Raw genomic sequence first — 26,421 nt, 5'->3', positions numbered from 1 at the left:
CGCCGAATTGTTTTAAGCCTAAAATGTTTCCAGATCGTGCTGCCGGGTGCAATCCATGCTGAAAGGAGCGTGCGATGGCCAACGCCGCCAAGGTTCAAGTGACGGGCTCGCATGACGGCAACGCCGCGTCGGCCCATGTCGATACGTTCGCGCGGCAGCACCTGCCGCCCCGCGAACTGTGGCCCGAGTTCATCTTCACACGGCCGGAACTGCGCTATCCCCCGCGACTGAACTGCGTCAGCTATTTCCTCGATCGCTGGGTCGAGCAGGGCCATGGCGACGCGCCTTGCGTCATCAGCCCCGCCGTCAGCTACACCTATCGCGAGTTGCAGGCGCTGGTGAATCGCATCGCCAACGTGCTGGTCGGCAAGCTGGGCCTCGTCACCGGCGAGCGCGTCCTGCTGCGCTCGGCCAACAGTCCCATGATGGTTGCGACGTATCTGGCGGTGATCAAGGCCGGCGGGATCTGCGTGGCGACCATGCCGCTCTTACGCGCCAAGGAGCTGTCCTATCCGATCCAGAAGGCGGAGATCACGCTGGCGCTGTGCGATGGAAAGCTCGCCGACGAGATGGAGAAGGCGAAAGCGACGGCGCCCGATCTCAAGCGGGTCGTTTATTGGGGGAACGGCGCGGCAGACTCGCTCGAGGCGCTGATCGCGGATGCCGGCGCCGAGTTCGCGGCCGTCGATACCGCATCCGACGATATCTGCCTGATCGCTTTCACCTCGGGCACGACCGGTGATCCCAAGGGGACCATGCATTTCCATCGCGACATGCTCGCGGTCTGCGACGGCTATGCGCGCAACATACTGCGTGCGGAGCAGAGCGATCGCTTCATCGGCTCGGCGCCGCTCGCGTTCACCTTCGGCTTCGGCGGCGTGCTGTTTCCGATGCATATCGGCGCCTCCTTTGTCGTGCTGGAAAAGACGACGCCGGACGACATTCTGAACGCGATCGAGCAGTACAAGACGACGGTCTGCTTTACGGCGCCGACTGCATACCGGGCGATGCTGGGTAAGCTTTCGGGCCGCGATATCTCTTCGCTTCGCAAATGCGTCTCCGCGGGCGAGACCCTGCCCAAGCCGACGTTCGATGCGTGGCTCAAGGCGACCGGGATCAAGCTGATGGACGGCATCGGCTCGACCGAGATGCTGCACATCTTCATCAGCGCGACCGAGGACGAGATTCGTCCGGGCGCAACCGGAAAGCCCGTGCCGGGGTATGAAGCCAAGATCGTCGACGATGAGGGCCGCGACGTTCCGCCCGGGACGATGGGCCGTCTTGCCGTGCGCGGGCCGACCGGCTGCCGCTATCTGGCAGACGAGCGGCAGCGGAAGTACGTCCAGAATGGCTGGAACATCACCGGCGATACCTACCTGATGGATAGCGACGGCTATTTCTGGTATCAGTCGCGCTCCGACGACATGATCGTGTCGGCCGGCTACAACATCGCGGGCACGGATGTCGAGGCGGCGCTGCTGACGCATCCGGCGGTTGCCGAGTGCGGCGTGGTCGGCGCCCCGGACGAGGCACGCGGCATGATCGTGAAGGCCTATGTCATCGCCGCGCCCGGCGTGACGCCCGATGCTCAGCTCACGGCCGAGTTGCAGGAGCATGTCAAACGCGAGATCGCACCATACAAATATCCGCGCGCGATCGAGTTCGTGACGCAATTGCCGAAGACCGAGACCGGCAAGCTGAAACGCTTTGCCCTGCGCCAGTTGGCGCAAGCCGCGGCGACGTCCTCGGGCGTTGCGGCGGAATGAGAGAAGGATAGAGAATTGTCCGTGACGACGCCGAAAGGCCCGCAACTCGCGGTGCTGCCGACAGCAGCCGAGGACGGAACGCGCAAAGCGCAAATCCTCCAGCCGTCAGGCTGGCCGATGCCGAAAGGCTATGCCAACGGCATGGCTGCCGAAGGGCGTATCGTCGTCACCGGCGGGGTGATCGGCTGGGATGCCCAAGAGCGTCTCGCCGACGGCTTCGTCGCGCAGGTGCGCCAAACCCTGGACAACATCTCCGCGATCCTGGCCGAGGCTGGTGCCCGGCCCGAGCACCTCGTACGTCTGACCTGGTACGTCGTCGACATGGACGAGTACCTCGCCAATCTGAAGGAGCTGGGCAGGATCTACCGCGACGTCTTCGGCGCGCACTATCCTGCGATGGCTCTGGTTCAGGTCGGCCGTCTCGTGGAGAAGGCGGCGCGCGTCGAAATCGAGGCCACCGCCGTCATCCCTCGCTGAGCTCCTCTGCGATTGGCTTGCCTTGATCAGCTCGCCTTGGCGAGCTCGTCGTCCTCGGGCGAGTTGAAATAGACGCCGGATATGGTGTCGACCCAGCACAGATGATCGTGCACCTTCTTCACGCCCTCGACGTTCTCCGCGGCGACGATCGCGGCCTGCCGTGCAGCCTCTTCGGTGATGACGCCGCTGAGGTGAACGATGCCGTCGCACACGATGACGTTCAGCCCGAACGGGCACCAGTCGCTCTTCTCGATGGTGTCGATGATGCGGCTGCGGATGTGATCATCGTCCGCGGTCGGATCGGGCACCTCGCGGGCGAGCCCCGCCACCGCCTGCAGCAGATTGGCTCGGGATACGATCCCGACGACTTTGTCGCCGCGCACGACCGGCAGTCGCTTGATGTTGTTCCGCTCCATGAGCTCGACGATCTCTGCGAGCGCGGTATCCTCCGTGATGGTTACCGGCGAGTCGGTCATCACTTCCGAGACTTTGCGGCCGTGCTCGTGAACGAACTCGCTGGCGGACTTGCCCGGACCAAGGATGAACCGCAGCCAACGCCCGCGCTTGCGCCCGGTGCCGATTTCGCTGCGGCGGATGAAGTCTCCTTCCGAGACCACACCGACCAGGTTGCCCGTCTCGTCGACCACCGTGAGACCGCTGACATGCCGCTTCAGCATGATGTTTGCCGCTTCGACGATGCTGGTGTCGGGGGTTACCGAGATGACCGACCGGGTCATGATCTGGTGGGCGCGCATGGACAACTCCGCTTGGCTTGTTGAATTCGATGCGCGAAAACTAGCTCGGGTATCAAGGTGCGGTTTGACTCAGGTCAAGTGACGACACGCTCAATGCCAATTCGGCAGCTGTGACGATCCGCACCCGGATTTGATGCAGCTCAAGACGTATTCGAGGTCGCGCCTTATCCTGCTGCCGACGTCGAACCGAAGCCCGCAGGAACTAGAGCTATGAGCGTCGTCCAGATATTTCCACGGGCCGAAGAGCAAGTCACGCAGGTTGCTCCCACCCATCCCCTTGCTCGTTCTGAAGCCTCGACGGTGAGCCTCGAACGGCACGAGCGTATGCCAGTCTCCGCCGATCCTCCGCCTGGATCTGAGCCGTATCCTTTTGACCGTGCCTTTCACGCGATGCTGGCGCGGTTCACGGGCGGGATTTCGCCGCTGGCTTTGTCGCTCGCCTGGCTCGATTGGAGTTCGCATCTCGCCGCGGCGCCCCAGCGCCAGATGGAAATTTATCGTAACATCGTTCGCGACACCGGCCGGCTCGTGGATGCTGCTGCACACGCGATGTCGCCCGAGCAAAAGCCGTGGGCTGTGATCGCGCCGCAGCAGCGGGATCGCCGCTTCAGCGGACCGCAATGGGAGACCCCGTCGTTCAATCTGCTGGCGCAGGCATTTCTGCTCGCAGAGCGCTGGTGGCGCGATGCCGCGACGGGCGTGCGCGGCGTGTCGCACGCAAACGAGGCCATCGTCGAGTTCTCGATGCGCCAGATGCTTGACATGCTGGCGCCGTCGAATTTCGCGGCGACCAATCCGAAAGTGCTGGAGAAGGCATTCCAGAGTGGCGGGGAGAATTTCGTCTTTGGCTGGCAGAATTGGTGCAGCGACCTGTTGCGCCTGCTCTCCGGCTCGAAGTTGACCGACGACGGAAAGTTTGTCGTCGGCAAGACGGTGGCGGTTTCGCCTGGCAAGGTCGTCTACCGCAACGATTTGATTGAGCTGATTCAGTACCAGCCAACCACCGCGCAGGTGCGACCCGAACCCATCCTGATCGTGCCGGCCTGGATCATGAAGTACTACATTCTCGACCTGTCGCCACAGAACTCGCTGGTCAAATATCTGACAGGCCAAGGATTCACCGTGTTCGCGATCTCTTGGCGCAACCCGGATGCCAGGGATCGGGACCTCGCCTTCGACGATTATCGCAAGCTGGGCGTCATGGCCGCGCTGGACGTGATCGGCCTGATCATGCCGGGTCGGAAGACTCATGCGCTGGGCTATTGCCTGGGAGGTACTTTGCTGTCGATCGCCGCCGCCGCGATGGAGCGTGACGCCGACAACCGCCTCGGCACCATCACTCTCCTTGCCGCCCAGACCGACTTCACTGAGGCCGGCGAGCTGACGCTCTTCATCAGCGAGAGCCAGGTAGCCTTTCTCGAGGACATGATGTGGCAGCGCGGCTATCTCGATACGACGCAGATGGCCGGCGCCTTCCAGCTGCTGCGCTCCAACGAACTGATCTGGTCGCGGCTGTCACATGATTATCTGATGGGCGAGAGCGCGCCGCCGAGCGATCTGATGGCCTGGAACGCCGACGCCACGCGGCTGCCTTATCGCATGCACTCCGAGTATTTGCGCAAGCTGTTTCTCGACAATGATCTGGCGGGCGGACGCTATCTCGTCGAAGGCAGGAGTGTTTCGCTCTCCGACATTCACGCACCGATGTTCGTGGTCGGCACGGTTGCCGATCACGTGGCGCCATGGCGATCTGTCTACAAGATCCACTATCAGGTCGATGCTGACGTGACGTTCTTGTTGACCAGCGGCGGCCACAACGCCGGTATCGTCGCGCCTCCGGAGGACCCCGACCACTTCTATCAGGTGCTGACCAAGGCTGCCGACGCGCCCTATGTCGGTGCGGATGAGTGGCTCAAGCTGGCGCCGCGAGTTGAAGGGTCATGGTGGCCGGAATGGACCAGATGGCTGGCGGCACGCTCAGGCCCGCCCTGCGACCCGCCGCCGATCGGGCTTGGTGACGCGCCCGACCTGCCGGATGCTCCGGGAGATTACGTCCACACCTAAACCTCCGGCTCCGAGCTTGGCGCGAGATCCGAGGAGCGGAAGGGCGTGGCCTCGTCGAGTTGCCGGTAGGCGACAGACGCCGCCCGCAACAGCTTCTTTTCCCGCTTGCGGTTGTGGAAGCGCTGGCCTGCATTGGGGCCGGCGCCATGCAACGATGCTGCCAGAGCTTGTCCGCGTGCATCGTCGTTCAGCTGCCCCAGCGACCGCTGCGCCTTGCGCAATTGCTTGAGAATGGATTTCTGCTTCGTCGCTGCCCCATCGGCGAACAGATCCGCAAGCGACTCGATCGAATAGGTCATCCGCTTGTTGAGGAGCCGCAGCTTGTGACGTTTCCCGACATCGAGCCTCTTCAGCTTTCGGGCCTTCTTGAGCAGCGTCGTTTCCCACTCCGCCAGCCGCTCTGTCGCGTGGTCGGCGAGCGTGCGGCGGCGCAATCGAATGGCTTCCTTGCTTCGGCGGGTCGCCCAGGGCCCGCTATCGATCCAGGTCGAGACCTGCTCGACCAGACGGCGGTACCGCGCGGATTGCAGCGCGCGCGCCAGCAGCCGGTGGCTCTCGGCCCGTTTTTCGTTCCAGTGCTGAAGCTCGGCGACCACCGCGAGTTCGTCGCCACTCTCAGCGACGACCCGCTCGATTGCGACGTCGAGGTCCCGCACCATGCCGAGCTGACCGTTCAGCCATTTCAGTTCGGCCCAGACATTCGGCCGCTGGGTATCGTCAACCATCGGCGAGAAGAAGCGGATGGCAGTCCGCAGATGGGTCAGTGCGATGCGGATCTGGTGCAGCGCGTCAGGATCGCCGCGGCAGGTGCCGTCGTGCTGGGCGAGCACGGCGTCGAGGTGACGACGGGCGATGATCCGGAAGGCGGTATCGCAGGCCATGCCGGGGCTGAGGCGAGCGGGCAGGGCCTTGCGCCGCGCCGACGGCTTGGCCTGCGTGGTCGCCGTCGCCTTTGTGGTGGGTCGCAACATCCTTGCCCGCATCAATCAGATTGCCTCGTTGCTCACAGCGATCGCGTGGCGGCAGTTATGGAGCGTTTGTTCTTGCGTTCCCGATGCATCTATCGTCGCCCAGCCGAGATGGCCGATATTATAGTGCTCTTGCAGCGCGGCAACCTCTTGGGTGGCGTCCGATGCGTCTCCTCGTCGGCTGCCGATGCGTGCCTGCCGGGTCGCGAGGTCTGCGACCAGGAATAGACCGTTCAGCGGCACGTTGCACTCGCGTGCCAGCGCGGCGATCGCGTCACGTTCGTCCTCGCCGGCGAATACGCCGTCGATGATCGCCGAATGGCCCTGGGTCAGCACCTGCCGGGCGCGTCGAGCCAGCGTGTCGTAGACGCGGGTCGTGATCTCCGCCGTATAGGCAGATGATGGCAGGCGGTGGGTGTCCTCGACTCCGAACATCTGCTTGCGCACGAGATCGCTGCGCAGCACCACGGCGCCCGGCTCCGGCGGGATGACCGGCGCGAGCGCGTGCGCCAAAACCGTCTTTCCGGTGCCGGATAGTCCTCCAACCGCGATCAGGCGCGGACCGGGAGGACGGATCAGCTTCCCGGCGAGATCTAGGTATTTTTGCGCCTCGTCGAGAATGCCGCGACGGTCGGAATGCGGCCGGTTGAGCCGAGCCAGCGTAACCTGGGCGCGGATCGCCGCCCGGACGGACATGAACAGCGGCAGGGCCGAAAGCGCTTCGAGATTGTCGGCCGGCGTCGTGGCGAGATAGCGATTCAGGACGATGTTGGCCGCGCCGGGTTGGGCGTGCTGCAACAGGTCCATCAGCGTGAACGCAAGGTCGTAGAGCACGTCTACGGTCGCGATCTGCGCATCGAACTCGATGGCGTCGAAAAGCACGGGCCGATCATCGATCAGAACGATGTTTGCGAGATGCAGATCGCCGTGACAACGGCGCACGAAGCCGCGGCGGCCACGTTCGGCGAGCAGGGGGCGAATACGCAGAAATGCCTCATGCGAGGTCTCGCCGAGCTCTTGGATCTCTTCGGTGTTGAAATGGCCTCCGGCCCGCAGACCGTCGCTGTTGCCGTCGATCAGCGCAGGGATGGCGGAGAGCCATGCTTGTCCGTCCACGGGTGTCGCCGCCGCATGCGAAGCCACGATCGCGTCCGCGGCAGCCGAGGCGAGTTTCGCGTCCAGCGGCCCGGCCTTTGCCAGATGATCCAGCGTCCTGCTTTCGTCGAAACGCGACATGTCGACCGCATACTCGATCGGCCGGCCTGGACCGCCGACCTGCAAAGACCCATCCGGGTCTTCCGTGATCGCAACGACGCCCTGATAGATCTGCGGCGCCAGCGGCCGGTTGATCCTGATCTCCTCCTCGCAGGCCGCCTTGCGCTTCTCGAGTGTCGAATAGTCGAGAAACGGAAACCGAACGGCACGCTTGATCTTCAGCGCGCGCTTTCCATCCAGGAACACGGAAGCTCCATGCGTGTCGATCCGCGTCACGCCGGGATGGTCGGTCAGCATCTGAAAGATGCGCTCCTGGGCCGCCGTTTCATCCTTCATCGACACGGACATCCGGAGCACCATCAGGGCGTCAGCACGGCGGCGCCGAGAATCTGGCCGTTCCGCAGCATGCTCAGAACCTCGTTGGCCTGGTCTAGCGGAAATTCCGTCGTCTCGGTGCGTACGCCCGCTTGCGGAGCGACCTTCAGAAAATCGAGGCCGTCCTGCCGGGTCAGATTGGCGACGGAGACGAGCTGCCGCTCTTGCCAGAGCAAGTCATACGGAAAGCTTGGAATATCGGTCATATGAATGCCGGCGCATACGACGCGACCGCCCTTGCGGACGGCACGCAAGGCGGCGGGTACAAGCTCGCCGGCTGGTGCGTAGATGATCGCGGCGTCGAGCGGCTCGTCGGGCACCTCGTCAGATGCCCCCGCCCAGACCGCGCCGAGACGACGTGCAAGGTCTTGTGCGGCGACGTCGCCGCGCCGGGTGAAGGCATGGACGGCTCGTCCTTGCCAAACCGCGACTTGCGCAATGATGTGGCCGGCCGCGCCAAAGCCATAGATGCCGAGCCGCTCGGCAGGGCCGGCCAGGACCAGCGAGCGCCAGCCGATCAGCCCTGCGCAGAGCAGAGGCGCAATCTCCACGTCGCCGGCGGTCTCGCCGAGCGGAAATGCGTAGCGTGCGTCGGCGATGGTATGCGTCGCGTAGCCGCCATCGCGCGTGTAGCCGGTGAACAACGGTGCGTCACACAGGTTTTCCATGCCGTGCCGGCAGAAGCGACACTTTCCGCAGGTGAAGCCGAGCCATGGAATGCCGACCCGATCGCCCAGCGCATGTGTGGAAACATTCAGGCCTACATGGTCGACCCGGCCGACGATTTCGTGGCCGGGCACGATCGGATAGCGGATGTCGGGCAGCTCGGCATCGACGAGATGAAGATCGGTGCGGCACACGCCGCAGGCGCTGATCTTCACGCGGACTTGACCCTCACCGGGCAGCGGGTCGGGCCGCTCCTCCATCTGGAGCCGCGCTCGTGGGGCGGGCAACACCATGGCATGCATGAGTCTCTCCGGGGCGAACCGCTCCGATTGAATTATTCATAGAATGACCGAGTGACCAGTCCTTGACGTCAGTCAACGCCCGTCCCGGGTGACCAGAACCGAGTTCCATGGCTTGACGAGGATCAAGTATCTCGACGAAGCGCTGGCCTATTTTGGAAGCCAAGGAGCTTTCCAATTCCCGCCGGGCTCGTCTTCGAACTTCCATGTCGTCGACAATGTGACAAAGGCCGTCATTGGCCAGCCACCGTGCTGGATTATGATCTCGCACCAGGCTCCTTGTTTCGGCCGCATCGCAATCATCGGAACCGCCGCTGACCCGGCGCATTTGCTTTCATGTCAGTCTATCGCCTGAAAAACCTGCTATCGCCGCGCTCGGTCGCGCTCGTCGGGGCGAGCGCCCGTCCAGCCTCGGTGGGACGTGCCGTCCTGGAGAATATTCACAAGGCCGAATTCAAGGGACAGTTTGGCCTCGTCAATCCGCGCCATGCCGAGATCGGCGGCATCGCGGCGGTGAAGAGCCTTGACCGCCTGGATTTCGTGCCCGAACTCGTGGTCATCACCGCCCCGGCGGGAGAGATTCCGGGTATTGTCGAACAAGCCGGCCGTCGCGGGTCTGCGGGCGCGCTGATCGTGTCGGCCGGGCTCGGTCAGGGACCGGGATCGCTGCACGAGGCTGCGAGCGTTGCTGCCCGCAAACACGGCATGCGGCTGATCGGGCCGAACTGCCTCGGCATCATGATGCCCGGCGTCAGCCTGAATGCCAGTTTTGCCGCACATATGCCGGGGGCAGGCAGCCTCGCACTGGTCTCGCAATCGGGCGCAATTGCCGCCGGCATGGTCGATTGGGCCGCGCAGCGCGGCGTCGGCTTCTCCGGCATCGTCTCGATCGGCGACCAGATCGACGTCGATATCGCCGATCTGCTCGACTATTTCGCGATGGATCACAAGACTCGCGCGATCCTGCTCTACATCGAGGCTATCAAAGACGCGCGGAAGTTCATGTCGGCTGCGCGCGCCGCCGCGCGCGTGAAACCCGTCGTCGTGGTGAAATCCGGCCGCATGGCGCAGGGCGCGAAGGCGGCTGCCACGCATACCGGCGCGCTCGCCGGTGCCGACGCCGTCTACGACGCGGCTTTCCGCCGCGCGGGTGTCCTGCGAGTTTCCGATCTGCGTGAGCTGTTCGATTGTGCCGAGACGCTTGGGCGCGTCGAGTCCCCGACGGGGAAGCGTCTTGCCATCCTGACCAATGGCGGCGGCATCGGCGTCCTCGCGATCGATCGATTGGTCGAGCTCGATGGAATTCCGGCAACCATTTCGGCAGAGGCGCGCAGGAAGCTGGATGCGGCGCTGCCGCCGACCTGGTCCGGCGCAAATCCCGTCGACATCGTGGGCGATGCTGACGCCTCGCGCTACGCGGCCGCGCTGGAGGTACTGCTCGGCGATCCCGACAACGACGCCGTCCTCGTTCTCAATGTGCAAACGGCGATCGCCTCGGCCGCCGAGATCGCCACGACCGTGACGGAGCTCGTCGGCAAATATCGCCAGCAGCACCGCAGCTGGGCGAAGCCTGTATTGGCGGCCTGGGTTGGAGCCGATCAGCATATCATTCAGACGCTGTCAGATGCCGGGGTGCCGAACTATCCGACCGAGGACGACGCCGTGCGCGGCTTCATGCATCTGGTCCGGCACCGCGAAGTGGTGGAGGAACTGAGCCAGGTTCCTCCTGCGATGCCCGATACGTTCGTTCCGGACGCCCAAGGCGCGCGGGAGATCGTCACCGCTGCGATTGCGGACGGTCGCGAATGGCTCGAGCCTGTCGAAATCAAGCACCTGCTCGAAGCCTACGATATCGCCATGGTGCCGACCTACGCGGCAACCGATGTCGAGCAGGCGGTGGCCTATGCGGAGGATATCTTCGCACAGGGCGGCACCGTCGTGCTGAAGATCATGTCGCGGGACATCATCCACAAATCCGATGTCGGCGGCGTCGTGCTCAACCTGACCACGCCCGAGGCCGTCCGAGGGGCCGCTACCGACATTCTCGCGCGGGCGAAGAAGCTGCGTCCCGAGGCCCGCATCGGCGGCGTCATCGTCCAGGCGATGGTCGTCAAGGCAAAAGCGCGGGAGCTGATCCTGGGTCTCGCCGACGATCCGACCTTCGGCACGGTGGTCGTTTTCGGCCGGGGCGGCACGGCGGTGGAGATCATCAACGATAAGGCTCTTGCACTGCCGCCGCTCGATCTGCAATTGGCCCGTGACCTGATCGAACGCACGCGCGTGTCGCGGCTGCTCAAGGCCTATCGTGATGTGCCGGCGGTCAAGCCGGACGCAGTCGCCTTGGTACTCGTCAAGCTCGCGCAGATGGCTGCCGATATTCCGGAGATCCGCGAATTCGACATCAACCCGCTGCTGGCGGACGAGACGGGCGTGACCGCGGTCGATGCCCGCGTCGCGGTCGGGCCACCGCAGCGGAAGTTTGTCGGCTCCGGTCCGGCCAATTTCGCCGTTCGCGCCTATCCCTCGCAGTGGGAGCGCCGCCTCAAGCTCAAGGACGACTGGCGAATCTTCGTGCGGCCCATGCGCCCCGAGGACGAGCCGACGATCCACGAGTTCCTGCGTCATGTGACGCCGCACGATCTGCGCCTGCGTTTCTTCGCACCGATGAAGGAGTTCACCCACGAGTTCATCGCGCGCCTGACCCAGCTCGACTATGCGCGTGCGATGGCCTTCATCGCATTCGACGAGGCCACCGGCGAAATGGTCGGTGCGGTCCGGCTCCATTCGGATTCGATCTACGAGAGTGGCGAGTACGCGATCCTGTTGCGGTCCGACCTCAAGGGCAGGGGGCTCGGCTGGGCGCTCATGCAGCTGATCATCGACTACGCGCGCTCGGAAGGCCTGAAAGCCATTTCGGGCGACGTGCTCCAGGAGAATACCGTCATGCTCGAGATGTGCCGGCAGCTCGGCTTCGAGGTCAAGCCGGATCCGACAGAGCCCGACATTTGCGACGTCAAGCTGAAGCTCTGAGCGCGCGCTGGACCGTGTCGGGGTCCCACGGCCTGCGTGAGGTAAGTGTGCGACGACGATTCATCCGATCTCATCGCGCTTCTGGAGCGCGGTGACTCCGGATATCACCGCGCCCCAGCCGATGGCGCGTCGGCAGACGCCTTGGTCGTCGTCCGCAAATTCTTGATGATGGTCGCGATCAGCGGCATCAGCAGCGGCGCGACCGTGCTGAGCGGATGATGCATTGCGCCCGACACTTGAGCCTGGAGCGCGCGGGCTTCGAGCTGTAGGGCCTCGATGGAGGTGTCGTGAATCTCGTTGGCGAGTTCGATGTCACGACCCGACGGGGCACGGCCGGCGATCACGAAGAGCACTGCCGCGATGGCGAAATTGACGGCGCCGAGGATCGCGGCCGCGGCAATTGCGCTCCAGATCTGCACCAGCGCGAAATAGGCAGACAGCTCCAGCATCAGGAGCCCGAAGGCTGCGATCAGCGCCGCGAAGGCGCGCAGGCCGAGGCCGACAAGCAAATGACGCAGCCTGATGTCCGCGATGATCCTGTCGGTGCGCCACAGCACGCGCAGATGTCTGACGACGTTCTCCGTATTCACCTAATGTCTCCTCAGCATGAAGCCGACGACCACGCCCAGCGCGAAGGCGGAGGCGAGCGACGTGATTGGACGCTGCGCAACGAGGCCCTGGAGCTGTTCATGCTCCTGCTCGACGGTCTCGCCGAGTTCGGTGAGCGCAGCCTTGATCTGATCGGCGAGTGCCTCGGCACGCTCTTTCGAACTCTCGAACATCTCCTCGCCGGCGGAACTCAGCAAGCGCGTGACGTCGAGCTTCAGAGCCCGCAATTCTTCGCCCATCCTGTCACTGTCGAACATGGATTTGGTATCCTCACTGATTTGAAGTAAGCCTAGGACCCATTGGCGCGGTCCCGCTTGATTTGCGTCAAGCGGCAGGGCCTGTTCGGGCTTGAGACAGGTCAAGCCGGCCGCCACATGCCGGCCTAGAAATGCCGGCTGAATGGAGACCGATTGTCCCGTTGAGGTGGAAGCGTGAACCACGAACCGATGTTGCTCGCAGCGCCGTCCGGCGATGTGCTGAACTTGCGACCCGAGGGGCCCTGGACTGCCGCAAATGTGGTGACGCTCGAGACCTTGTCCCGGTCGGTCGGAGCCGATGTCGATCGCTCGCGCGTTGTAACACTGGACATGTCGGGCGTCAGTGCGCTCGACACGCTCGGCGCCTGGGTTCTGGAGAAGCTGTCGCGCAGGGCGACATCTTCAGGCAGATCGGCCGAATTCGTCGGCGTCGCCGACCATTTCAGCGGGCTGATGGACGAGGTCCGGCAGGTCAACCGCCATACGCCGGCCCCGACGGCTGCGCCCAATCCGGTTCTGGCGAGGCTGGGCGATCTCGGCAAGTCGACGGTCGGCGCGCGGGAAGACATCACGATCTTCCTCCAGATGCTCGGTGCCTTGTTCATGGCCATCATAGGCGTGCTGCGCCGGCCGCGTTCTCTGCGGCTGACGTCGCTCGTCTATCAGCTCTACCGCATCGGATGGCAGGCGATCCCGATCGTCGCGCTGATCACCTTCCTGATCGGCGCCATCATCGCGCAACAGGGTTTCTTCCACTTCCGCAGATTCGGCGCCGAGTCCTACACCGTCGACATGGTCGGGATCCTGGTGCTGCGCGAGCTCGGCGTGCTGATCGTCGCCATCATGGTCGCGGGGCGCTCGGGAAGCGCCTACACCGCCGAGCTCGGCTCGATGAAGATGCGTGAGGAGATCGACGCGCTCTCGACCATGGGGCTCGATCCCGTCGACGTCCTGATCCTGCCGCGCGTTGCAGCCCTGGTCATCGCGCTCCCGATCCTCACCTTCATCGGATCGATCGCCGCGCTCTACGGCGGCGGCCTTGTCGCCCAGTTCTACGGCGACATGGGACCGGCTATCTATATCGCCCGGCTGCACGAGGCCATTTCGGTCACCCACTTCAAGGTGGGCATCCTGAAGGCACCGTTCATGGCGCTGGTGATCGGGATCGTCGCCTGCAGCGAGGGGTTGCGCGTCAAGGGCAGCGCTGAGTCGCTGGGGCGGCAGACCACGACTTCGGTCGTGAAGTCGATCTTCCTGGTGATCGTGCTGGACGGCCTGTTCGCCGTGTTCTTTGCCTCGATCGGAATGTGACGATGGACGCGGCGCAAGACGAGTTCGCGATCCGCGTCCGTGACCTCGTGGTCGGCTTCGGTCGCCAGACCGTGCTCGACCGTCTGTCGCTCGACGTCCGCCGGGGCGAGATTCTCGGCCTGGTGGGGGCATCCGGCGGCGGCAAGTCGGTCTTGATGCGAACCATCATCGGTCTCATCCCGCGCCGGAGCGGGACCATCGAGGTCATGGGGCAGCCCGCCGGCGGCCATGGTCGAGCTGCAGCCACGGCATGGGGCATCCTGTTCCAGCAGGGCGCGCTGTTCTCCTCGCTGACGGTCCGCCAGAATGTCCAGTTTCCGCTCCGTGAAAATCTCGTCCTGTCGCAGGAGCTGATGGACGAGATCGCGATCGCCAAGCTCGAAATGGTCGGCCTGCGCCCCGAGGACGCCGACAAGTATCCGGCGGAGCTCTCGGGCGGCATGACCAAGCGCGTGGCGCTGGCGCGCGCGCTCGCGCTCGATCCTCCGATCCTGTTCCTGGACGAGCCGACCTCCGGCCTCGATCCGATCGCCGCCGGCGATTTCGACGCGCTGATCAAGACACTGCAAAGGACCCTGGGGCTCACGGTTTTCATGGTGACCCACGACCTTGCGAGCCTGACCACGGTCTGCGACCGCGTTGCCGCGCTCGCGGATGGCAAGATCGTGGCGATCGGTCCGATGCGCGAACTGCTGCAATCCGAGCATCCCTGGGTGCGCGCCTATTTCCACGGCAAGCGCTCGCAGATGCTGCAACACGAGATGAGATGAGAGATGGAAACCCGCGCTCCCTATGTGCTGATCGGTAGTTTCGTGCTGGCCGCGATCCTCGCGGTGTTCGGCTTCGTCTATTGGCTGAACAACACCGGTGGCATCGGCCCGCGTACGAATTATCACGTGCAGTTCCAGGGACCGGTGCCGGGCCTGCTGGTCGGCGCAGGCGTGCTGTTCAACGGCATTCGCGTTGGAGAGGTGACCCAGCTCGGGCTCGCGCCGGACAACCCGCGCTTCGTCAATGCGACGATCGCGGTCGCCACTGCCACGCCGGTCCGTGCCGACACCAAGGTTGGACTCGAATTCCAGGGCCTGACCGGCGTTCCGGTCGTGACGTTGGAGGGCGGCGTGATCGTCGCCAAATCCGGCGAGCCTCTGACCTTGATCGCGGACGCCGGTGCCGGCCAGAGCATGACACAGGCGGCGCGCGACGCGCTGCGGCGCGTCGACACGGTCCTCCAAGACAATTCCGGCCCGCTGAAGGACACTATCGCGAATTTCAAGACGTTCTCTGAGGGGCTCGCGCGCAACACCGGCAAGATCGACGGCATTCTGGCGGGGCTCGAGAAGATGACCGGCGGCGGCGCGCCCGCGCAGAAGATCACCTACGACCTGCGTACGCCGCAGAACATCGGGCCTGCCGACAAGACGCTGTCCGCGTCGCTGGCGATCCCCGAGCCGACCGCGGTTGCGATGCTGCAGACCCAGCGCATGCTGTTCGCCCCTAGCGGGGACAGGCCGGACTTTGCCGATTTCCTCTGGGCCGACAGCATTCCGAAATTGGTGCAGGCCCGCCTGATCGACAGCTTCGAGAACTACGACATCGCCCACGCCCCGCTCCGCACGAGCGACCTCGGACAGGCGGACTACCAGCTCCTGATCGACATCAGGCGCTTTCGGATCGCTACGGAGGGTGATGCACGGGTCGAGATCGCCCTGTCGGCGCGGATCGTCGACAAGGGCGGCAAGGTGGTGGCCTCGCGCCTCGTCGAGGCCAGCGAAAAGCTCGACAAGGTCGAACCGGCCGCTTCAGTCGCGGCCTTCGATGCAGCCTTCGCGCGCGTCGTGAAGGAGCTGATCGGGTGGACCGTGCAGGCGGTGTGAGGCCGGCTATTCCAGCGTCTTCAGGTAGGACAGCAGGTCGTGGATCTGGCCCGGGCTGAGCTCGAAGGCGGGCATATCGTCATGCCCGGTATAGATTCCCTCCGCCAGCGCCTCACCAAGGCTGTCGATCGGATAGCGCCGGTGCAGGCTGCGTAGCGGAGGCGCGGTCCCGAGCGGACTCTTGGAGACGCGGTCGATCGCGTGACAGCGTGCGCAATTGGCCCGAGCAAAGGCCTTGCCGCGTTGCTCGGCGGTCGGGGCCGCCAGCGCAGGCGTGATCAGAAGCAGCCCAATCAGGCCGTGACGCAGTGCGCTTTGCAGCATAAGGAGTGATCCCGTCGAACTCTGGAGGCAGAATAAGACGGGGATGCCACCCAAATTTGATCTGAGTCAATCGGCTTGGGCGCGGTGCAGTAAAATGCAAACCGCGCGGTGGACTCGGCTTGGTGTCGGGGGGCAGCTGGTGCGAGGAGCGGTGGATGAAGCCTTCCGTGGTCATGATTGAGCCGAACGGGCATTTTTGCGACGATTGCGCCGTACGCGGAGCGGCGGTCTGTTCGTCGCTGAATGCGGCCGAGCTCAGGGAATTCGAGCATCTCGGCCGCCGCGTTCATTTCGGGGCAGGCGACACCGTGTTCTCCGAAGAGGACATCACTACCTCGTTCTACAACGTCCTCGAAGGCGTCATGCGGCTGTACAAGCTGCTGCCCGATGGCCGGCGGCAGATCGTGGGTTTTGCCTTGCCCGGCGACTTCCTTGGGATGAATCTATCCGGCCGGCACAATTTTTCGGCCGATGCAATCGGCGTGGTGACCGTGTGCCAGTTCGCAAAGGCGCTCTTCACGCGTTTCATCGAGGACCGGCCGCAACTGCTCAGGCGGATCAATGAGCTGGCCATTCGGGAGCTAAGCCAGGCTCGCGACCACATGGTCCTGCTCGGTCGACGCTCGGCCGATGAGAAGGTTGCAACCTTTCTGCTCGGCTGGCGCGAGCGGCAGGTCGCAATCAAGGGATTGTCGGACACGGTACCCCTCCCGATGAGCCGTCAGGATATAGCCGACTACCTCGGTCTGACCATTGAAACGGTGAGCCGCACCTTCACCAAACTGGAGCGGCAGGGCGTGATCGAGATCATTCACGGCGGCATCAGCCTGCTCGATCCGGCTCGCGTCGAAGCAATGGCGGCCGCCTGAGATCCTGTACGGCACGGCGTCGGGCATTTGATCTCGATCAATGACGCGTGCCGCGCACCGCCAATAATGCTCCAAACAAATGGGGGGGGAGCATGATGCCTGCTGACGCGCTACTGGTGACCTTTGTCGTCGTCTCGATCTTCGTCGCATTCGCCGCAGTTCTGGCTTGGGCAGACCGGCAAACCAGCTCAGGCCGGCTCGATTCGAATTCCAAGAGCTGAATTTCCGTCAGGATTAGTCCGCCTCCAGCACGCTCATGGCCGACGCTCGCCGGCCCTCGCTGACGCTTGGTGGCATCTCAGCGCAATCGTGGCTTGCGCAACCTGCAACTCTGCATCGACGCAGACGCATCGGCGCATCCTTCGGATGCGAACTTCGGGCTCTCGCACGGCCTTTGATGACATTTGCCTCAAATCGCGCCCGTTGCTTTCCGGTTGAAAAGCTTGGCAACGTTGACTACGCAGGAACCCAGTACCTCGTAGCCTTGGGAGCCCCGCGGCGTGCCTCAGGACAAGACCGGCGACCCCCGACAGCCGGCGGGTAACAAACTAGCGGTCCTGCGCAAGCACCCGATCTTCGCGGATCTGGAGCCGGAGGCGCTGGATCAGCTCTGCCGTTACGCCAAGCACACGACGGTCAAGCGCGGCGCAACGATCGCCGCCAAGGGCGATCCCGGCAACAGCCTGTTCGCGGTGATCGCGGGGACGGTGAAGATCTCGTCGTCGTCGCCCGATGGTCGGAATGCCATCCTCAACCTGATCGGTCCGGGCGAAATCTTTGGCGAGATCGCAGTGCTCGACGGCGCGCCCAGGTCGGCGGATGCGACCGCCAACACAAATTGCGAGCTCTACGTCATCGATCGCCGGGACTTCCTTCCGTTCGTGAAGAGCCAGCCGGCGCTGGCGATGAAGTTCATCGAGCTGCTTTGCGCGCGTCTGCGCTGGACCAGTCAGCAGGTCGAGCAGGTGATCCTGCAGAATCTGCCGGGCCGGCTTGCGAGCGCGCTGCTCGGTCTCACCGAAGAGCGCAAGCTCGATTCCGGCAGTGGCACGCTCTCCATCACGCAGCAGGAGATCAGCGAGATGGTGGGGATGACGCGAGAGAGCATCAACAAGCAGTTGCGCGCCTGGGCCGGCCGTAACTGGGTTCGCCTCGAGCACGGCGCCATCGTCGTGCTGGATACGGATGCGCTACGCGCACTTGCGGAGAGCGGCGTCGACGGTACGTGATCCCCTGACCTAGTTGTCGAGGATGGCGACCGCGCGGGTCCAGCCCGCGGACGCCCTCTCGATCTTCACAGGAAAGCAGGCGATCGTGAAGCCGGTCGAAGGCAGCTGGTCGAGATTGTGCAGCTTCTCGAGATGGCAATAGCCGATGTGCCGTCCCGCCTTGTGGCCCTCCCAGATCAGGCCGGCATCTCTTTTTTCGGCATACTTCTTCGCAGTGTAGACGAACGGCGCGTCCCAGCTCCAGCCGTCGGTGCCCGTCAGCCGCACGCCGCGTTGGAGCAGATACATGGTTGCTTCATAGCCCATGCCGCAGCCGGAACTGACGTAGTCGGCTTGCCCGAACTTTGCGCCGGCACTGGTGTTGACGACGACGATCTCCAGCGGTGACAGTGTGTGCCCGATGCGCTTCAGTTCGTTCTCGACATCCTCGGCATTCACCACGTAGCCATCGGGCAGATGCCGGAAGTCGAGCTTCACGCCGGGCTGGAAGCACCATTCGAGCGGCACTTCGTCGATGGTCCACGACCGCTCGCCGCGGTTCATGGTGGGATGGAAGTGCCAGGGCGCGTCGAGATGCGTCCCGTTGTGCGTCGAGAGTGAGACCTGCTCGACGGCCCAGCCCTGGCCATCCGGAAGGTCTTCCGCCTTGAGGCCGTCGAAGAACTGCAGCATGCGCGGCAGGCCCTGCTGATGATCGATATACTGGATGGTCGGGTGATTGCCTGGGGGATCGGCGGTCACGTCGTTCGCGAGCGCCACCGAAATATCGATCAGCTTGCGCGGCATCGGCATTCCCTCAACCTGGTTCCGGCGTTCCGGCATCTTGAGCGGGCTTCATCGGCAGCGTCAAGTCACGTCGCCTTCATGGATGCGCCGGATCGTTCGATGCAACTCCTGCATTGATCGATGCCGATCTGCTCGCATTCTCGCTGTGGCTGCCACGCCTCTTGATGGGCTACAAGGGCTGGCAACATCAGGGAGACGCTATCAGTGACGGACTATCGCAAGCTCTTCGATCTCACCGGCAAGACCGCAGTCGTTCTCGGCGCCGCGTCCGGCATCGGCAAGTCATCGGCCGAGGCGCTGGCCGGGCTGGGCGCCCGTGTCATCTGCGCCGATCGCGCGTTCGACGCGGCGGAAGCGACCGCCGCCGGCATTCGCGACAAGGGCGGCTGGGCGGAGGCAGCGGCGTGCGACGCCGCGAGCGCGATGGACGTCAATGCGCTGGCGAAGACCGTGATGCAAAAATTCTCGCGGCTCGACATCGCCGTGACGACGCCCGGACTCAACATCCGCAAGACCATCCTCGACTATACCGAGGAGGATCTCGACCGCGTCCTCAATCTCAATGTGAAGGGCACGGTCTGGTTCTTCCAGGCCTTTGGCAGGATAATGGTCGAGCAGAAGGGCGGCAGCATCATCGCCTGCTCCTCGGTGCGCGCGGTCACCATTGAGCCTGGCCTCGGAGTCTACGGTTCGACCAAAGCGGCGATCGGTCTTCTGGTGAAGGGCTTTGCATCCGAAGTCGGGCACGCAGGCGTTCGCGTCAACGCGGTCGCGCCAAGCATTGCCGAGACCGCACTGACCGGCCCGTTCAAGCAGCGGCCTGACATCTACAATCTCTACGCCGGTCACACCGTCTTCAACCGCTGGAGCAGTGCCGACGAGGTCGCCGCCGCGGTGGCCTATCTCGCTTCGGATGCCGCAAGCTATGTCAGCGGCAGCACGCTGTTCGTCGACGGCGGCTGGACCGCGGTCGACGGCCCCCCGACCGGTCTTACCCAATTGCACAAATAGCGCAGGGCGCAGCTCGTTAGGGGGGAGAGTGCTGCGCGCGAGGCTGCGCTTCAGGCAGAGCGAGCCGTCTTCGCGGTTGCAGCAAAAACTCGCGGCGCGTCCGCTTTGAGCAAATCACAGGGGGCTTGCCGGATAAATGCGCTCGGCTGGCCGGTATTTTAGTGTTACGAACTGGGGCATGAACCAGCACGCCAAGATCGAAATCCGCCATTCGACCTGTCCGCATGATTGCCCCTCGGCCTGCGCCCTCGATGTCGAGGTAATCGAAGGTCGCAGCATTGGCCGCGTCCGAGGTTCGAAAAAGCAGACCTATACGGCCGGCGTTGTCTGCGCCAAGGTCGCACGCTACGCCGAGCGCATCCATCACCCCGAGCGGGTCACCTTTCCCATGCGCCGCACAGGCGCGAAGGGCTCCGGGCAATTTGCGCGGATTTCCTGGGACGAGGCTTTGGACGAGATCGCTGCTCGGTTCAATGCGGCCGAGCGCGAATTCGGCGCGGAATCGATCTGGCCTTATTACTACGCCGGCACGATGGGCCTCGTGATGCGCGATGGCCTCAATCGCCTCACCCATGTGAAGAAATACTCGCGCTTCTATCAGACCATCTGCGCCAACGTCGCGCGGATCGGCTTTGCGATCGGCACCGGCAAGATCGCCGGCGTCGATCCGCGCGAGATGGCGATGTCCGACCTCGTGGTGATCTGGGGCACCAATCCCGTCAACACCCAAGTCAACGTGATGACGCACGCCTCTCGCGCCCGCAAGGAGCGAGGCGCGAAGATCGCCGCCGTCGACATCTACGACAACGAGACCATGAAGCAGGCGGACATCAAGATCATCCTGCGTCCCGGCACCGACGGCGCCTTCGCCTGCGGCGTGATGCATGTCCTGTTCCGCGACGGCTATGCCGACCGCGCCTACATGGACAAGTACACGGACTGTCCCGCCGAGCTCGAGGCGCATCTGGAGACGCGCACGCCGGAATGGGCGTCCGCCATCTGCGGCGTGCCTGTTTCGGAGATCGAAGCCTTTGCCAAGGCGGTGGGCGAGACCAGGCGGGCGTTCTTCCGCTTTGGCTACGGCTTCACCCGCTCGCGCAACGGCGCGACGCAGATGCATGCGGCGCTTTGCATTCCTGCGGTGACGGGCGCCTGGCAATATGAAGGCGGCGGCGCCTTCTTCAACAACTTCGCGCTTTGGCATTTCAACGAATCCATCATCGAGGGCCACGACGCGATCGACAAGACGACACGTGCACTCGACCAGTCGCAGATCGGACGCATCCTCACCGGTGATGCCGAGGCCCTGCACGGCAGGGGCCCGGTCAAGGCCATGCTGATCCAGAATACCAATCCGATGACCGTGGCGCCGGAGCAGGCGCTGGTCCGCCAGGGCTTTGCGCGAGAGGATCTGTTCGTCGCGGTGCACGAGCAGTTCATGACCGAGACGGCGCAAATGGCGGATATCGTGCTGCCGGCGACCATGTTCATGGAGCATGATGATCTCTATTACGGCGGCGGCCACCAGCACATCTCGGTCGGGCCGAAGCTGATCGATCCGCCCGGCGAATGCCGTTCCAATCATGAGGTGTTGCAGGCGCTGGCGCCGCGGCTTGGCGCAAAGCATCCGGGCTTTGAGATGAGCCCGCGCGAATTGATCGACGCCACGCTGAAGCTGAGCAATCACGGCGACATCGCGGGCCTCGAAGCCGACATCTGGCGCGATCTGCAGCCGGATTTCCGCACCTCGCATTATCTCGACGGCTTTGCCCATGCCGATGGGAAGTTCCATTTCAAAGCCGACTGGGCACATCCGCCCTTCGGCCAGACCATGGGCGACTACGACAAGATGCCCGCGCTGCCGGACCATTGGGCCGTGATCGAGCACGCCGATCAGGCCCATCCGTTCCGGCTTGCCACCAGCCCGTCGCGCAGCTTTCTCAACACGACGTTCAACGAGACGCCATCCTCCCAGGCGCGCGAGGGCAGGGCCAGCGTGATGATCCATCCGCTGGACGCAGCGCCGCTCGACATTGCCTATGGCGATGCGGTGACGCTCGGCAACAGCCGTGGCGAGACCACGCTGATTGCGACGCTGTTCGAGGGCGTACGACGCGGCGTGCTGATCGCCGAATCCGTTCACCCCAACAAGAACCACATCGGCGGCCGCGGCATCAACATGCTGACCGGTGCGGATACCATCGCGCCGATCGGCGGAGCTGCATTCCACGACAACAAGGTCTGGCTCAGGAAGGCCGTCGTGGCCTGACGCGCGCCGTGCTTCGACCGCTGCAAATTGCGTCGACGCGCTAAAGCGGCAGCCTTGCTGCAGATTGCCCTTGCACCTCGTGCCCGAGCTGCCGCAAATGGCCGCAAACGGAGCCAAGGAAGCGAGCGTGCCATGAGCGACACCACAGCCGTCATTACCGAGAAGCGCGGCCAGGCATTCTGGATCACCATCAACCGGCCGGAGAAGCGCAATGCGCTGAACGGCGACGTGATCGCCGGCATCAGCAAGGGCTATCGCGACGCGCATGACGACAAGGACGTCCGCGTGATCGTGCTGACGGGCGCGGGCGACAAGGCGTTCTGCGCCGGCGCCGACCTGCAGAATTCAGGCGCGGCTTTCGCGATGGATTACTCCAAGCCGAATGTCGACTATGCGGATCTGCTGCGGCTGTCGCAGAACGCCACCAAGCCGGCGATCGCGCGGGTGGGCGGCGTCTGCATGGCCGGCGGCATGGGCCTCCTCTGCATGACCGACATGGCGGTCGCGGCCGATCACGTCGTCTTCGGTCTTCCGGAGGTCAAGGTGGGCGTGTTCCCAATGCAGGTGCTGAGCCTGTTGCAGTCGATCGCGCCGCCGCGGCTCGTCAACGAATGGGCGCTCACCGGCGAGCCGTTCGACGCCAAGGCCGCGCAGGCCGCGGGCCTCCTCAACTACGTCGTGCCCGCAGCCGAGCTCGACGCCAAGGTCGACTGGCTGATCGGTCGCATCGTCGACAAGTCCCCGACGGCGATCCGTCGCGGCAAATATGCGATGCGCGCGATTGCCTCGATGTCGTTCGACGAGAGCATCGCCTACACCGAGAGCCAGATCGCGCTGCTTGCAATGACCGAGGACGCCAAGGAAGGTTTGAAAGCCTTCAGCGAGAAGCGCAAACCGTCCTGGTCGGGAAGATAAATGCGAACCCTTCAACTTCCGTCTCGCCTGGCGAGTGTCCGGACCGCGTATTCTGCCTATTGGCGCTAGCTGAATATGGGACTTGGGCGATGAAGCTGAAGTAGTCTCGGGAGACTCAGAAGTTCGGATCGACCTCCAAGGGAATCCATCGGCCCGCGGGAGGTTGTCTGCACCATTGATGCCTAAGGCCAGCAAGTTGCGCGCCTCGGAAGATCAGGCGAAGTGGTCAAAACCAGCGTCAGTGGCCACGCCGATGCTAGATGGTAGTCGATGCGCGCCTGATGCGACTTGCTCAAGCAGTAGAACGCGAGAGAGGCGCTCGCGCGCCTTGACGGATATATGAAAGAAAAAAAGAGCGCCTCCGGAGAGACGCTCTTTTGCCACCCCATTGAGGGGTCAAGACATCCGATTGCACAGAAAGCACACGCTATCGCACTTTCAACCGCCCCCACGCCTCACATGGCATAAGGGTTCCTACAATCGAGGGCTTGGGTAGCACACGAGATTAGCTCGAACAACGAGACCTCAATCCCAATGGTTAACAACGCCGGAAAATCTGGGAGACACGCGAGCTGAGAGAACACTTCCGATGTGAAAGGCGGGCGCTACGTTCCAAGGCTCGAGCGGTCACTGTAAGGAGCTCCGATCTGATGGGCAGCGTTTCACGATTAACTGCCCTATGCGGATCATCGACACAGGCGAAGAGCAGGCGGTGGTGGCGCTAACCAGGATAACTGGTGAGATCAAATCCCGGTGGAGTATCGCCAGATTTTGCTATGATATTACTAGTTGGGTAGCCGGTAAGCGCTTGTCTTGATCCAAGAAGCGGTCGTCGCACAGTACCGGGCGGGTGCCCACGTCAGAGCTGTGCAATGTTCAGGCTGACTCGTTCTGATCCGGAGCGAAATGCCCAGCCCGTATTCGCGCCTCGCACGCCGGCTGTTCACGTGCCATCTTGGGCGGCAGCATTTAGCGCGGGGATTTTTCTGTAGCGAGCGAATTATTTGGAGCCGTCATGATCGTTGCTCGATCCTGATTTACAATCATGCTGGCAGCTTGAGGGCGATGCCCACGCCAGGCGCTAGAGAGGTCTAACCTGCCGCCTGGCATCGATCGTTTGAAAGCCAATTGCTGCGTGCATCTGTCGAGACGGACGACACATGGTCTGCGCCGGCAGCTGGCCCCTGCTAGCGACGTTCTCGAACTGGCTCTTTCTCTGTAATTCGGGAAGGTTTCAGTGTTGCTCGATTTCGCCGAGCCGTGGTTGAGGAAGGGGCGACGAGGCACGCCACGGAAGCGTGCCAAGCCAGCTTGCCTGGGCGCCAGATGCGGATTGAAAACCAGTAGGTCGCGCGGGGTGTCCCCGCGGTGCCGATCGTGCCGGCATAATGCGGGTATAATGCCGGCATTATACGGTGCGATCAAAATTCGACCTTTCGATTCAAAAGCGTACAATGGAATCTTGCGCGTGTTGAAAACTCTCTCGGGAATGCTGGATGGCCGTCCCGGCGAGACGGAATTGCCGTGCCAGCGGCGCTGGCGACGCCTTTGGCTGGCGTGTCACGCAGTGGTGATGGATTCGATTGCTGAACTCGTGCGTCGCGCCCGTATGGGCGACCATCACCAGGTGTGGCGACCGTGCTCGGACATGTTGTCGGTGTCTGTCGCGCAGGGCGCACCACAAGCTGGATCGCTACCATGATGGAGGCGGCGCACCAGGCTTGGGGTTTCCCCGCGTCGACTAGGGCTTGCAGCGAATGCGAAAATTTTTCGCATTCGGCGCAGGGATGCGCTCTGCTGAGGCTGTCGCAAGCTGCCATCATTTTGATATTGTTGACAAATTCGGAAATGTGCTCTCATTATTAATGCAAGGTTTGCAACGAGACATGTCAACAGGAGTACCCATCGTGAGGGGCGCGGAGCAGTTCAATTACGATCAAGTTGCGCCGGACAGGGCAGAGGAACTGCGCAAGCTTGCCGGCGTGATCCGCCTGGGTGTGAGACTGCTGACGCGGACGGCCGTGGAAATAGGTAGGTCCCTGAGCGAGGCGAAGGCCGGCCTCCCTGGCCGGGTGTTCCTGAAGTGGTGCCGCCTGGAAGCGGGCTTCGAGCCGCGCACCGCCCAGCTCTACATGAATCTGCCGGATCTGTTCGGCCGTTATGGAGAGGATGTGTATCTCGTGCCGCTCAGCGCTGCGTTGGATCTCGCCGCGCCATCGGTTGACGAGGCGACCTGTGTCGACATCCTGACGCGTGCCCGCCGTGGCGAACGGCTGACGGTCGAGTTCGTGAAGGAATGCATTCGGCGGGCAAAGGGCAAGGAGGGCAACCTTGACCAGCTGGTGTCCGAGGGGGCTACGGCGATGTCCAACATGCTTGCGAACGAGATCGGCATCTCCACGAAGATGGCACTGCAGAAATTTCTCGGGGCTAGCCCCGGGGCACATGATAGGCACTTCATGAAGAGCTTTCGGGAGCGCATCGCGAAAGACCTGCGTCAGAACAGTGTGCGTGTGCGCATGCCATTGACCCGACGGTTACCGGCGGCCCAAATCGGCGCGTCTAGCTCACCTGGTGATGCAGCTTGAGGTCACGACGGGTTGAGCCGGGCGTCTTCGGCTGTGACCTTATGTGTATGCCTTCGGGCGCGCGAGCTTTGCTCCGTCGGCCATGATCGCGCGGAGATCTGTCCAGCTCCGGCGAGCCGCTCCAATCTGTTTGTAGCGCATCCGCAGAGAGACGGGTTGCTATGGTTATGGCATGGATTGCGCACGACCGATGAACAGAACGGTCCTCAGCGTGCAATGAAGCAATTTCTGGCTTGCAAGAGCTCATGCGATGTTGACGACGTCCATTACACGTTCGAGGTCATCATGTCGCATTGCTCCATCCACTCCGAACCTCTCAAGCGCAAGAACCGTCATACTGCAGCGGCGCGGTTCGCCTATCAGACCTGCTCCGTCGCGACCGATTGCTTCAGACATGTCGACTACCGCCGCTATGCCCCTTTTCACGTCGGAGGCGGCGTGCTGCTGCCGATAGGAGCGCCCGCAGAGTTTGCCAATTGGGAGCGTTTTCGCAGCGCGGCCATGTCGACTGAAAAGCGGAAGGACGCTCAGGAGGGCAGAGTTCTTGATTTCGCTCTTCCCCGCGGGGTGGACCGTATGTTGCTACTGCCGCTTGCGGCGTTCGCGCTGCTGCCCTTTGTCGAGCGGGGGATGGCGGTGCGGCTGGATTGAACTTCCTCCGAATGAGTGGACACCTGTAGTAGGCTCGTTGAGCCTGGAGGTGTTGAATGGAACGTGCACGTCGGTCGTTTACTGAAGAGTACAAGCGCGAGGCGGCGGGG

At 63.4% G+C, this 26,421-nt stretch carries 24 protein-coding genes; 16 read left to right on the top strand and 8 right to left on the bottom strand.

All coding sequences use genetic code 11. The annotated features are described in order from the left end of the window. The first annotated feature begins 74 nt into the window (after window positions 1–74). Both ASG57_RS17805 and ASG57_RS17800 read left to right on the top strand, forming a co-directional pair. A complete protein-coding gene (locus tag ASG57_RS17805) occupies window positions 75–1,766 on the top strand; it encodes a benzoate-CoA ligase family protein (protein ID WP_057196884.1) in 1,692 nt (563 codons plus the stop codon). 21 nt (window positions 1,767–1,787) lie between these two features. After that, complete coding sequence (locus ASG57_RS17800) at window positions 1,788–2,243, top strand: RidA family protein (protein ID WP_057196883.1); 456 nt, start codon at window positions 1,788–1,790, stop codon at window positions 2,241–2,243. A 26-nt stretch (window positions 2,244–2,269) separates the two neighbouring features. Here ASG57_RS17800 and ASG57_RS17795 read toward each other — a convergent pair whose 3' ends face one another. Further along, window positions 2,270–2,998, bottom strand: a complete 729-nt coding sequence (locus tag ASG57_RS17795; RefSeq protein WP_057196882.1) for a CBS domain-containing protein — start codon at window positions 2,996–2,998, stop codon at window positions 2,270–2,272. Window positions 2,999–3,208: 210 nt separating this feature from the next. Here ASG57_RS17795 and ASG57_RS17790 point away from each other — a divergent pair, with 210 nt between their 5' ends. Further along, window positions 3,209–5,062 (top strand): PHA/PHB synthase family protein, encoded by a 1,854-nt coding sequence (locus ASG57_RS17790; RefSeq protein WP_057196881.1) that lies wholly within the window; start codon window positions 3,209–3,211, stop codon window positions 5,060–5,062. Here ASG57_RS17790 and ASG57_RS17785 read toward each other — a convergent pair. From ASG57_RS17785 to ASG57_RS17775, 3 genes are read right to left on the bottom strand one after another with little or no spacing between them, the layout of a single operon-like run. Beyond that, window positions 5,059–6,033 (bottom strand): CHAD domain-containing protein, encoded by a 975-nt coding sequence (locus ASG57_RS17785; protein ID WP_057196880.1) that lies wholly within the window; start codon window positions 6,031–6,033, stop codon window positions 5,059–5,061. The genes ASG57_RS17790 and ASG57_RS17785 overlap by 4 nt on opposite strands. A 15-nt stretch (window positions 6,034–6,048) precedes the next feature. Beyond that, window positions 6,049–7,581 carry a bifunctional aminoglycoside phosphotransferase/ATP-binding protein gene (locus tag ASG57_RS17780; protein WP_057196915.1) on the bottom strand — a complete coding sequence of 511 codons (1,533 nt, stop codon included), beginning with the start codon at window positions 7,579–7,581 and terminating at the stop codon, window positions 6,049–6,051. Between the two features lie 23 nt (window positions 7,582–7,604). Beyond that, the gene (locus ASG57_RS17775; protein WP_057196879.1) at window positions 7,605–8,588 is read right to left on the bottom strand and encodes a zinc-dependent alcohol dehydrogenase family protein; all 984 of its coding nucleotides are present in this window, start codon (window positions 8,586–8,588) and stop codon (window positions 7,605–7,607) included. Between the two features lie 112 nt (window positions 8,589–8,700). Here ASG57_RS17775 and ASG57_RS37875 point away from each other — a divergent pair, with 112 nt between their 5' ends. Then, window positions 8,701–8,940: a hypothetical protein gene (locus tag ASG57_RS37875; RefSeq protein ID WP_156402723.1), complete on the top strand. Its 240-nt coding sequence runs from the start codon at window positions 8,701–8,703 to the stop codon at window positions 8,938–8,940. Then, window positions 8,922–11,615 (top strand): bifunctional acetate--CoA ligase family protein/GNAT family N-acetyltransferase, encoded by a 2,694-nt coding sequence (locus ASG57_RS17770; RefSeq protein ID WP_057196878.1) that lies wholly within the window; start codon window positions 8,922–8,924, stop codon window positions 11,613–11,615. Before ASG57_RS37875 ends, ASG57_RS17770 begins: the two co-directional genes overlap by 19 nt. A 104-nt stretch (window positions 11,616–11,719) precedes the next feature. Here ASG57_RS17770 and ASG57_RS17765 read toward each other — a convergent pair whose 3' ends face one another. Both ASG57_RS17765 and ASG57_RS17760 read right to left on the bottom strand, forming a co-directional pair. Next, window positions 11,720–12,205 (bottom strand): phage holin family protein, encoded by a 486-nt coding sequence (locus ASG57_RS17765; protein ID WP_024342360.1) that lies wholly within the window; start codon window positions 12,203–12,205, stop codon window positions 11,720–11,722. Next, window positions 12,206–12,481 (bottom strand): hypothetical protein, encoded by a 276-nt coding sequence (locus ASG57_RS17760; RefSeq protein ID WP_024342359.1) that lies wholly within the window; start codon window positions 12,479–12,481, stop codon window positions 12,206–12,208. It lies immediately after the preceding gene. 174 nt (window positions 12,482–12,655) lie between these two features. On the opposite strand from ASG57_RS17760, the gene ASG57_RS17755 reads away from it, so the two are divergent. Genes ASG57_RS17755 through ASG57_RS17745 form a run of 3 tightly spaced genes read left to right on the top strand, consistent with a single transcriptional unit; the run spans window position 12,656 to window position 15,669 of the window. Next, window positions 12,656–13,792 carry an ABC transporter permease gene (locus ASG57_RS17755; protein WP_024342358.1) on the top strand — a complete coding sequence of 379 codons (1,137 nt, stop codon included), beginning with the start codon at window positions 12,656–12,658 and terminating at the stop codon, window positions 13,790–13,792. Window positions 13,793–13,794: 2 nt separating this feature from the next. Then, window positions 13,795–14,562, top strand: a complete 768-nt coding sequence (locus tag ASG57_RS17750; RefSeq protein ID WP_024342357.1) for an ABC transporter ATP-binding protein — start codon at window positions 13,795–13,797, stop codon at window positions 14,560–14,562. Between the two features lie 3 nt (window positions 14,563–14,565). After that, a complete protein-coding gene (locus tag ASG57_RS17745) occupies window positions 14,566–15,669 on the top strand; it encodes an ABC-type transport auxiliary lipoprotein family protein (RefSeq protein ID WP_024342356.1) in 1,104 nt (367 codons plus the stop codon). Window positions 15,670–15,675: 6 nt separating this feature from the next. On the opposite strand, the gene ASG57_RS17740 is transcribed toward ASG57_RS17745, so the two are convergent. Continuing rightward, window positions 15,676–15,993: a c-type cytochrome gene (locus ASG57_RS17740; protein WP_024342355.1), complete on the bottom strand. Its 318-nt coding sequence runs from the start codon at window positions 15,991–15,993 to the stop codon at window positions 15,676–15,678. Window positions 15,994–16,148: 155 nt separating this feature from the next. Here ASG57_RS17740 and ASG57_RS17735 point away from each other — a divergent pair, with 155 nt between their 5' ends. The 3 genes from ASG57_RS17735 (at window position 16,149) to ASG57_RS17730 (ending at window position 18,091) form a co-directional block, all read left to right on the top strand. Continuing rightward, window positions 16,149–16,862, top strand: a complete 714-nt coding sequence (locus ASG57_RS17735) for a helix-turn-helix domain-containing protein (protein WP_024342354.1) — start codon at window positions 16,149–16,151, stop codon at window positions 16,860–16,862. 92 nt (window positions 16,863–16,954) lie between these two features. Beyond that, a complete protein-coding gene (locus tag ASG57_RS39675) occupies window positions 16,955–17,083 on the top strand; it encodes a hypothetical protein (RefSeq protein WP_283806195.1) in 129 nt (42 codons plus the stop codon). 279 nt (window positions 17,084–17,362) lie between these two features. Continuing rightward, window positions 17,363–18,091, top strand: coding sequence for a Crp/Fnr family transcriptional regulator (locus tag ASG57_RS17730; protein ID WP_024342353.1), 729 nt, complete (start codon window positions 17,363–17,365; stop codon window positions 18,089–18,091). Between the two features lie 9 nt (window positions 18,092–18,100). On the opposite strand, the gene ASG57_RS17725 is transcribed toward ASG57_RS17730, so the two are convergent. After that, complete coding sequence (locus ASG57_RS17725; protein WP_057196914.1) at window positions 18,101–18,877, bottom strand: cyclase family protein; 777 nt, start codon at window positions 18,875–18,877, stop codon at window positions 18,101–18,103. Between the two features lie 204 nt (window positions 18,878–19,081). On the opposite strand from ASG57_RS17725, the gene ASG57_RS17720 reads away from it, so the two are divergent. The 5 genes from ASG57_RS17720 to ASG57_RS17700 all read left to right on the top strand — a co-directional run bounded on the left by ASG57_RS17720 (window position 19,082) and on the right by ASG57_RS17700 (window position 26,311). Next, a complete protein-coding gene (locus ASG57_RS17720; protein WP_024342351.1) occupies window positions 19,082–19,888 on the top strand; it encodes an SDR family NAD(P)-dependent oxidoreductase in 807 nt (268 codons plus the stop codon). Window positions 19,889–20,066: 178 nt separating this feature from the next. Continuing rightward, a complete protein-coding gene (locus ASG57_RS17715; protein WP_057196877.1) occupies window positions 20,067–22,157 on the top strand; it encodes a molybdopterin-dependent oxidoreductase in 2,091 nt (696 codons plus the stop codon). A 132-nt stretch (window positions 22,158–22,289) separates the two neighbouring features. Further along, the gene (locus tag ASG57_RS17710) at window positions 22,290–23,072 is read left to right on the top strand and encodes an enoyl-CoA hydratase/isomerase family protein (protein WP_057196876.1); all 783 of its coding nucleotides are present in this window, start codon (window positions 22,290–22,292) and stop codon (window positions 23,070–23,072) included. Between the two features lie 1,757 nt (window positions 23,073–24,829). Beyond that, window positions 24,830–25,660 carry a DUF3102 domain-containing protein gene (locus tag ASG57_RS17705; protein WP_156402722.1) on the top strand — a complete coding sequence of 277 codons (831 nt, stop codon included), beginning with the start codon at window positions 24,830–24,832 and terminating at the stop codon, window positions 25,658–25,660. A gap of 216 nt (window positions 25,661–25,876) precedes the next feature. Further along, window positions 25,877–26,311, top strand: a complete 435-nt coding sequence (locus tag ASG57_RS17700) for a MobA/MobL family protein (RefSeq protein WP_057196874.1) — start codon at window positions 25,877–25,879, stop codon at window positions 26,309–26,311. Window positions 26,312–26,421 lie beyond the last annotated feature (110 nt).

Origin of the sequence: Bradyrhizobium sp. Leaf396 (assembly GCF_001424605.1) — a bacterium.
In the GTDB taxonomy this organism is placed as follows: domain Bacteria; phylum Pseudomonadota; class Alphaproteobacteria; order Rhizobiales; family Xanthobacteraceae; genus Bradyrhizobium; species Bradyrhizobium japonicum_C.
Note: the sequence above shows the minus strand (reverse complement) of the source record. Positions and strands in the feature narration are given on the sequence as shown.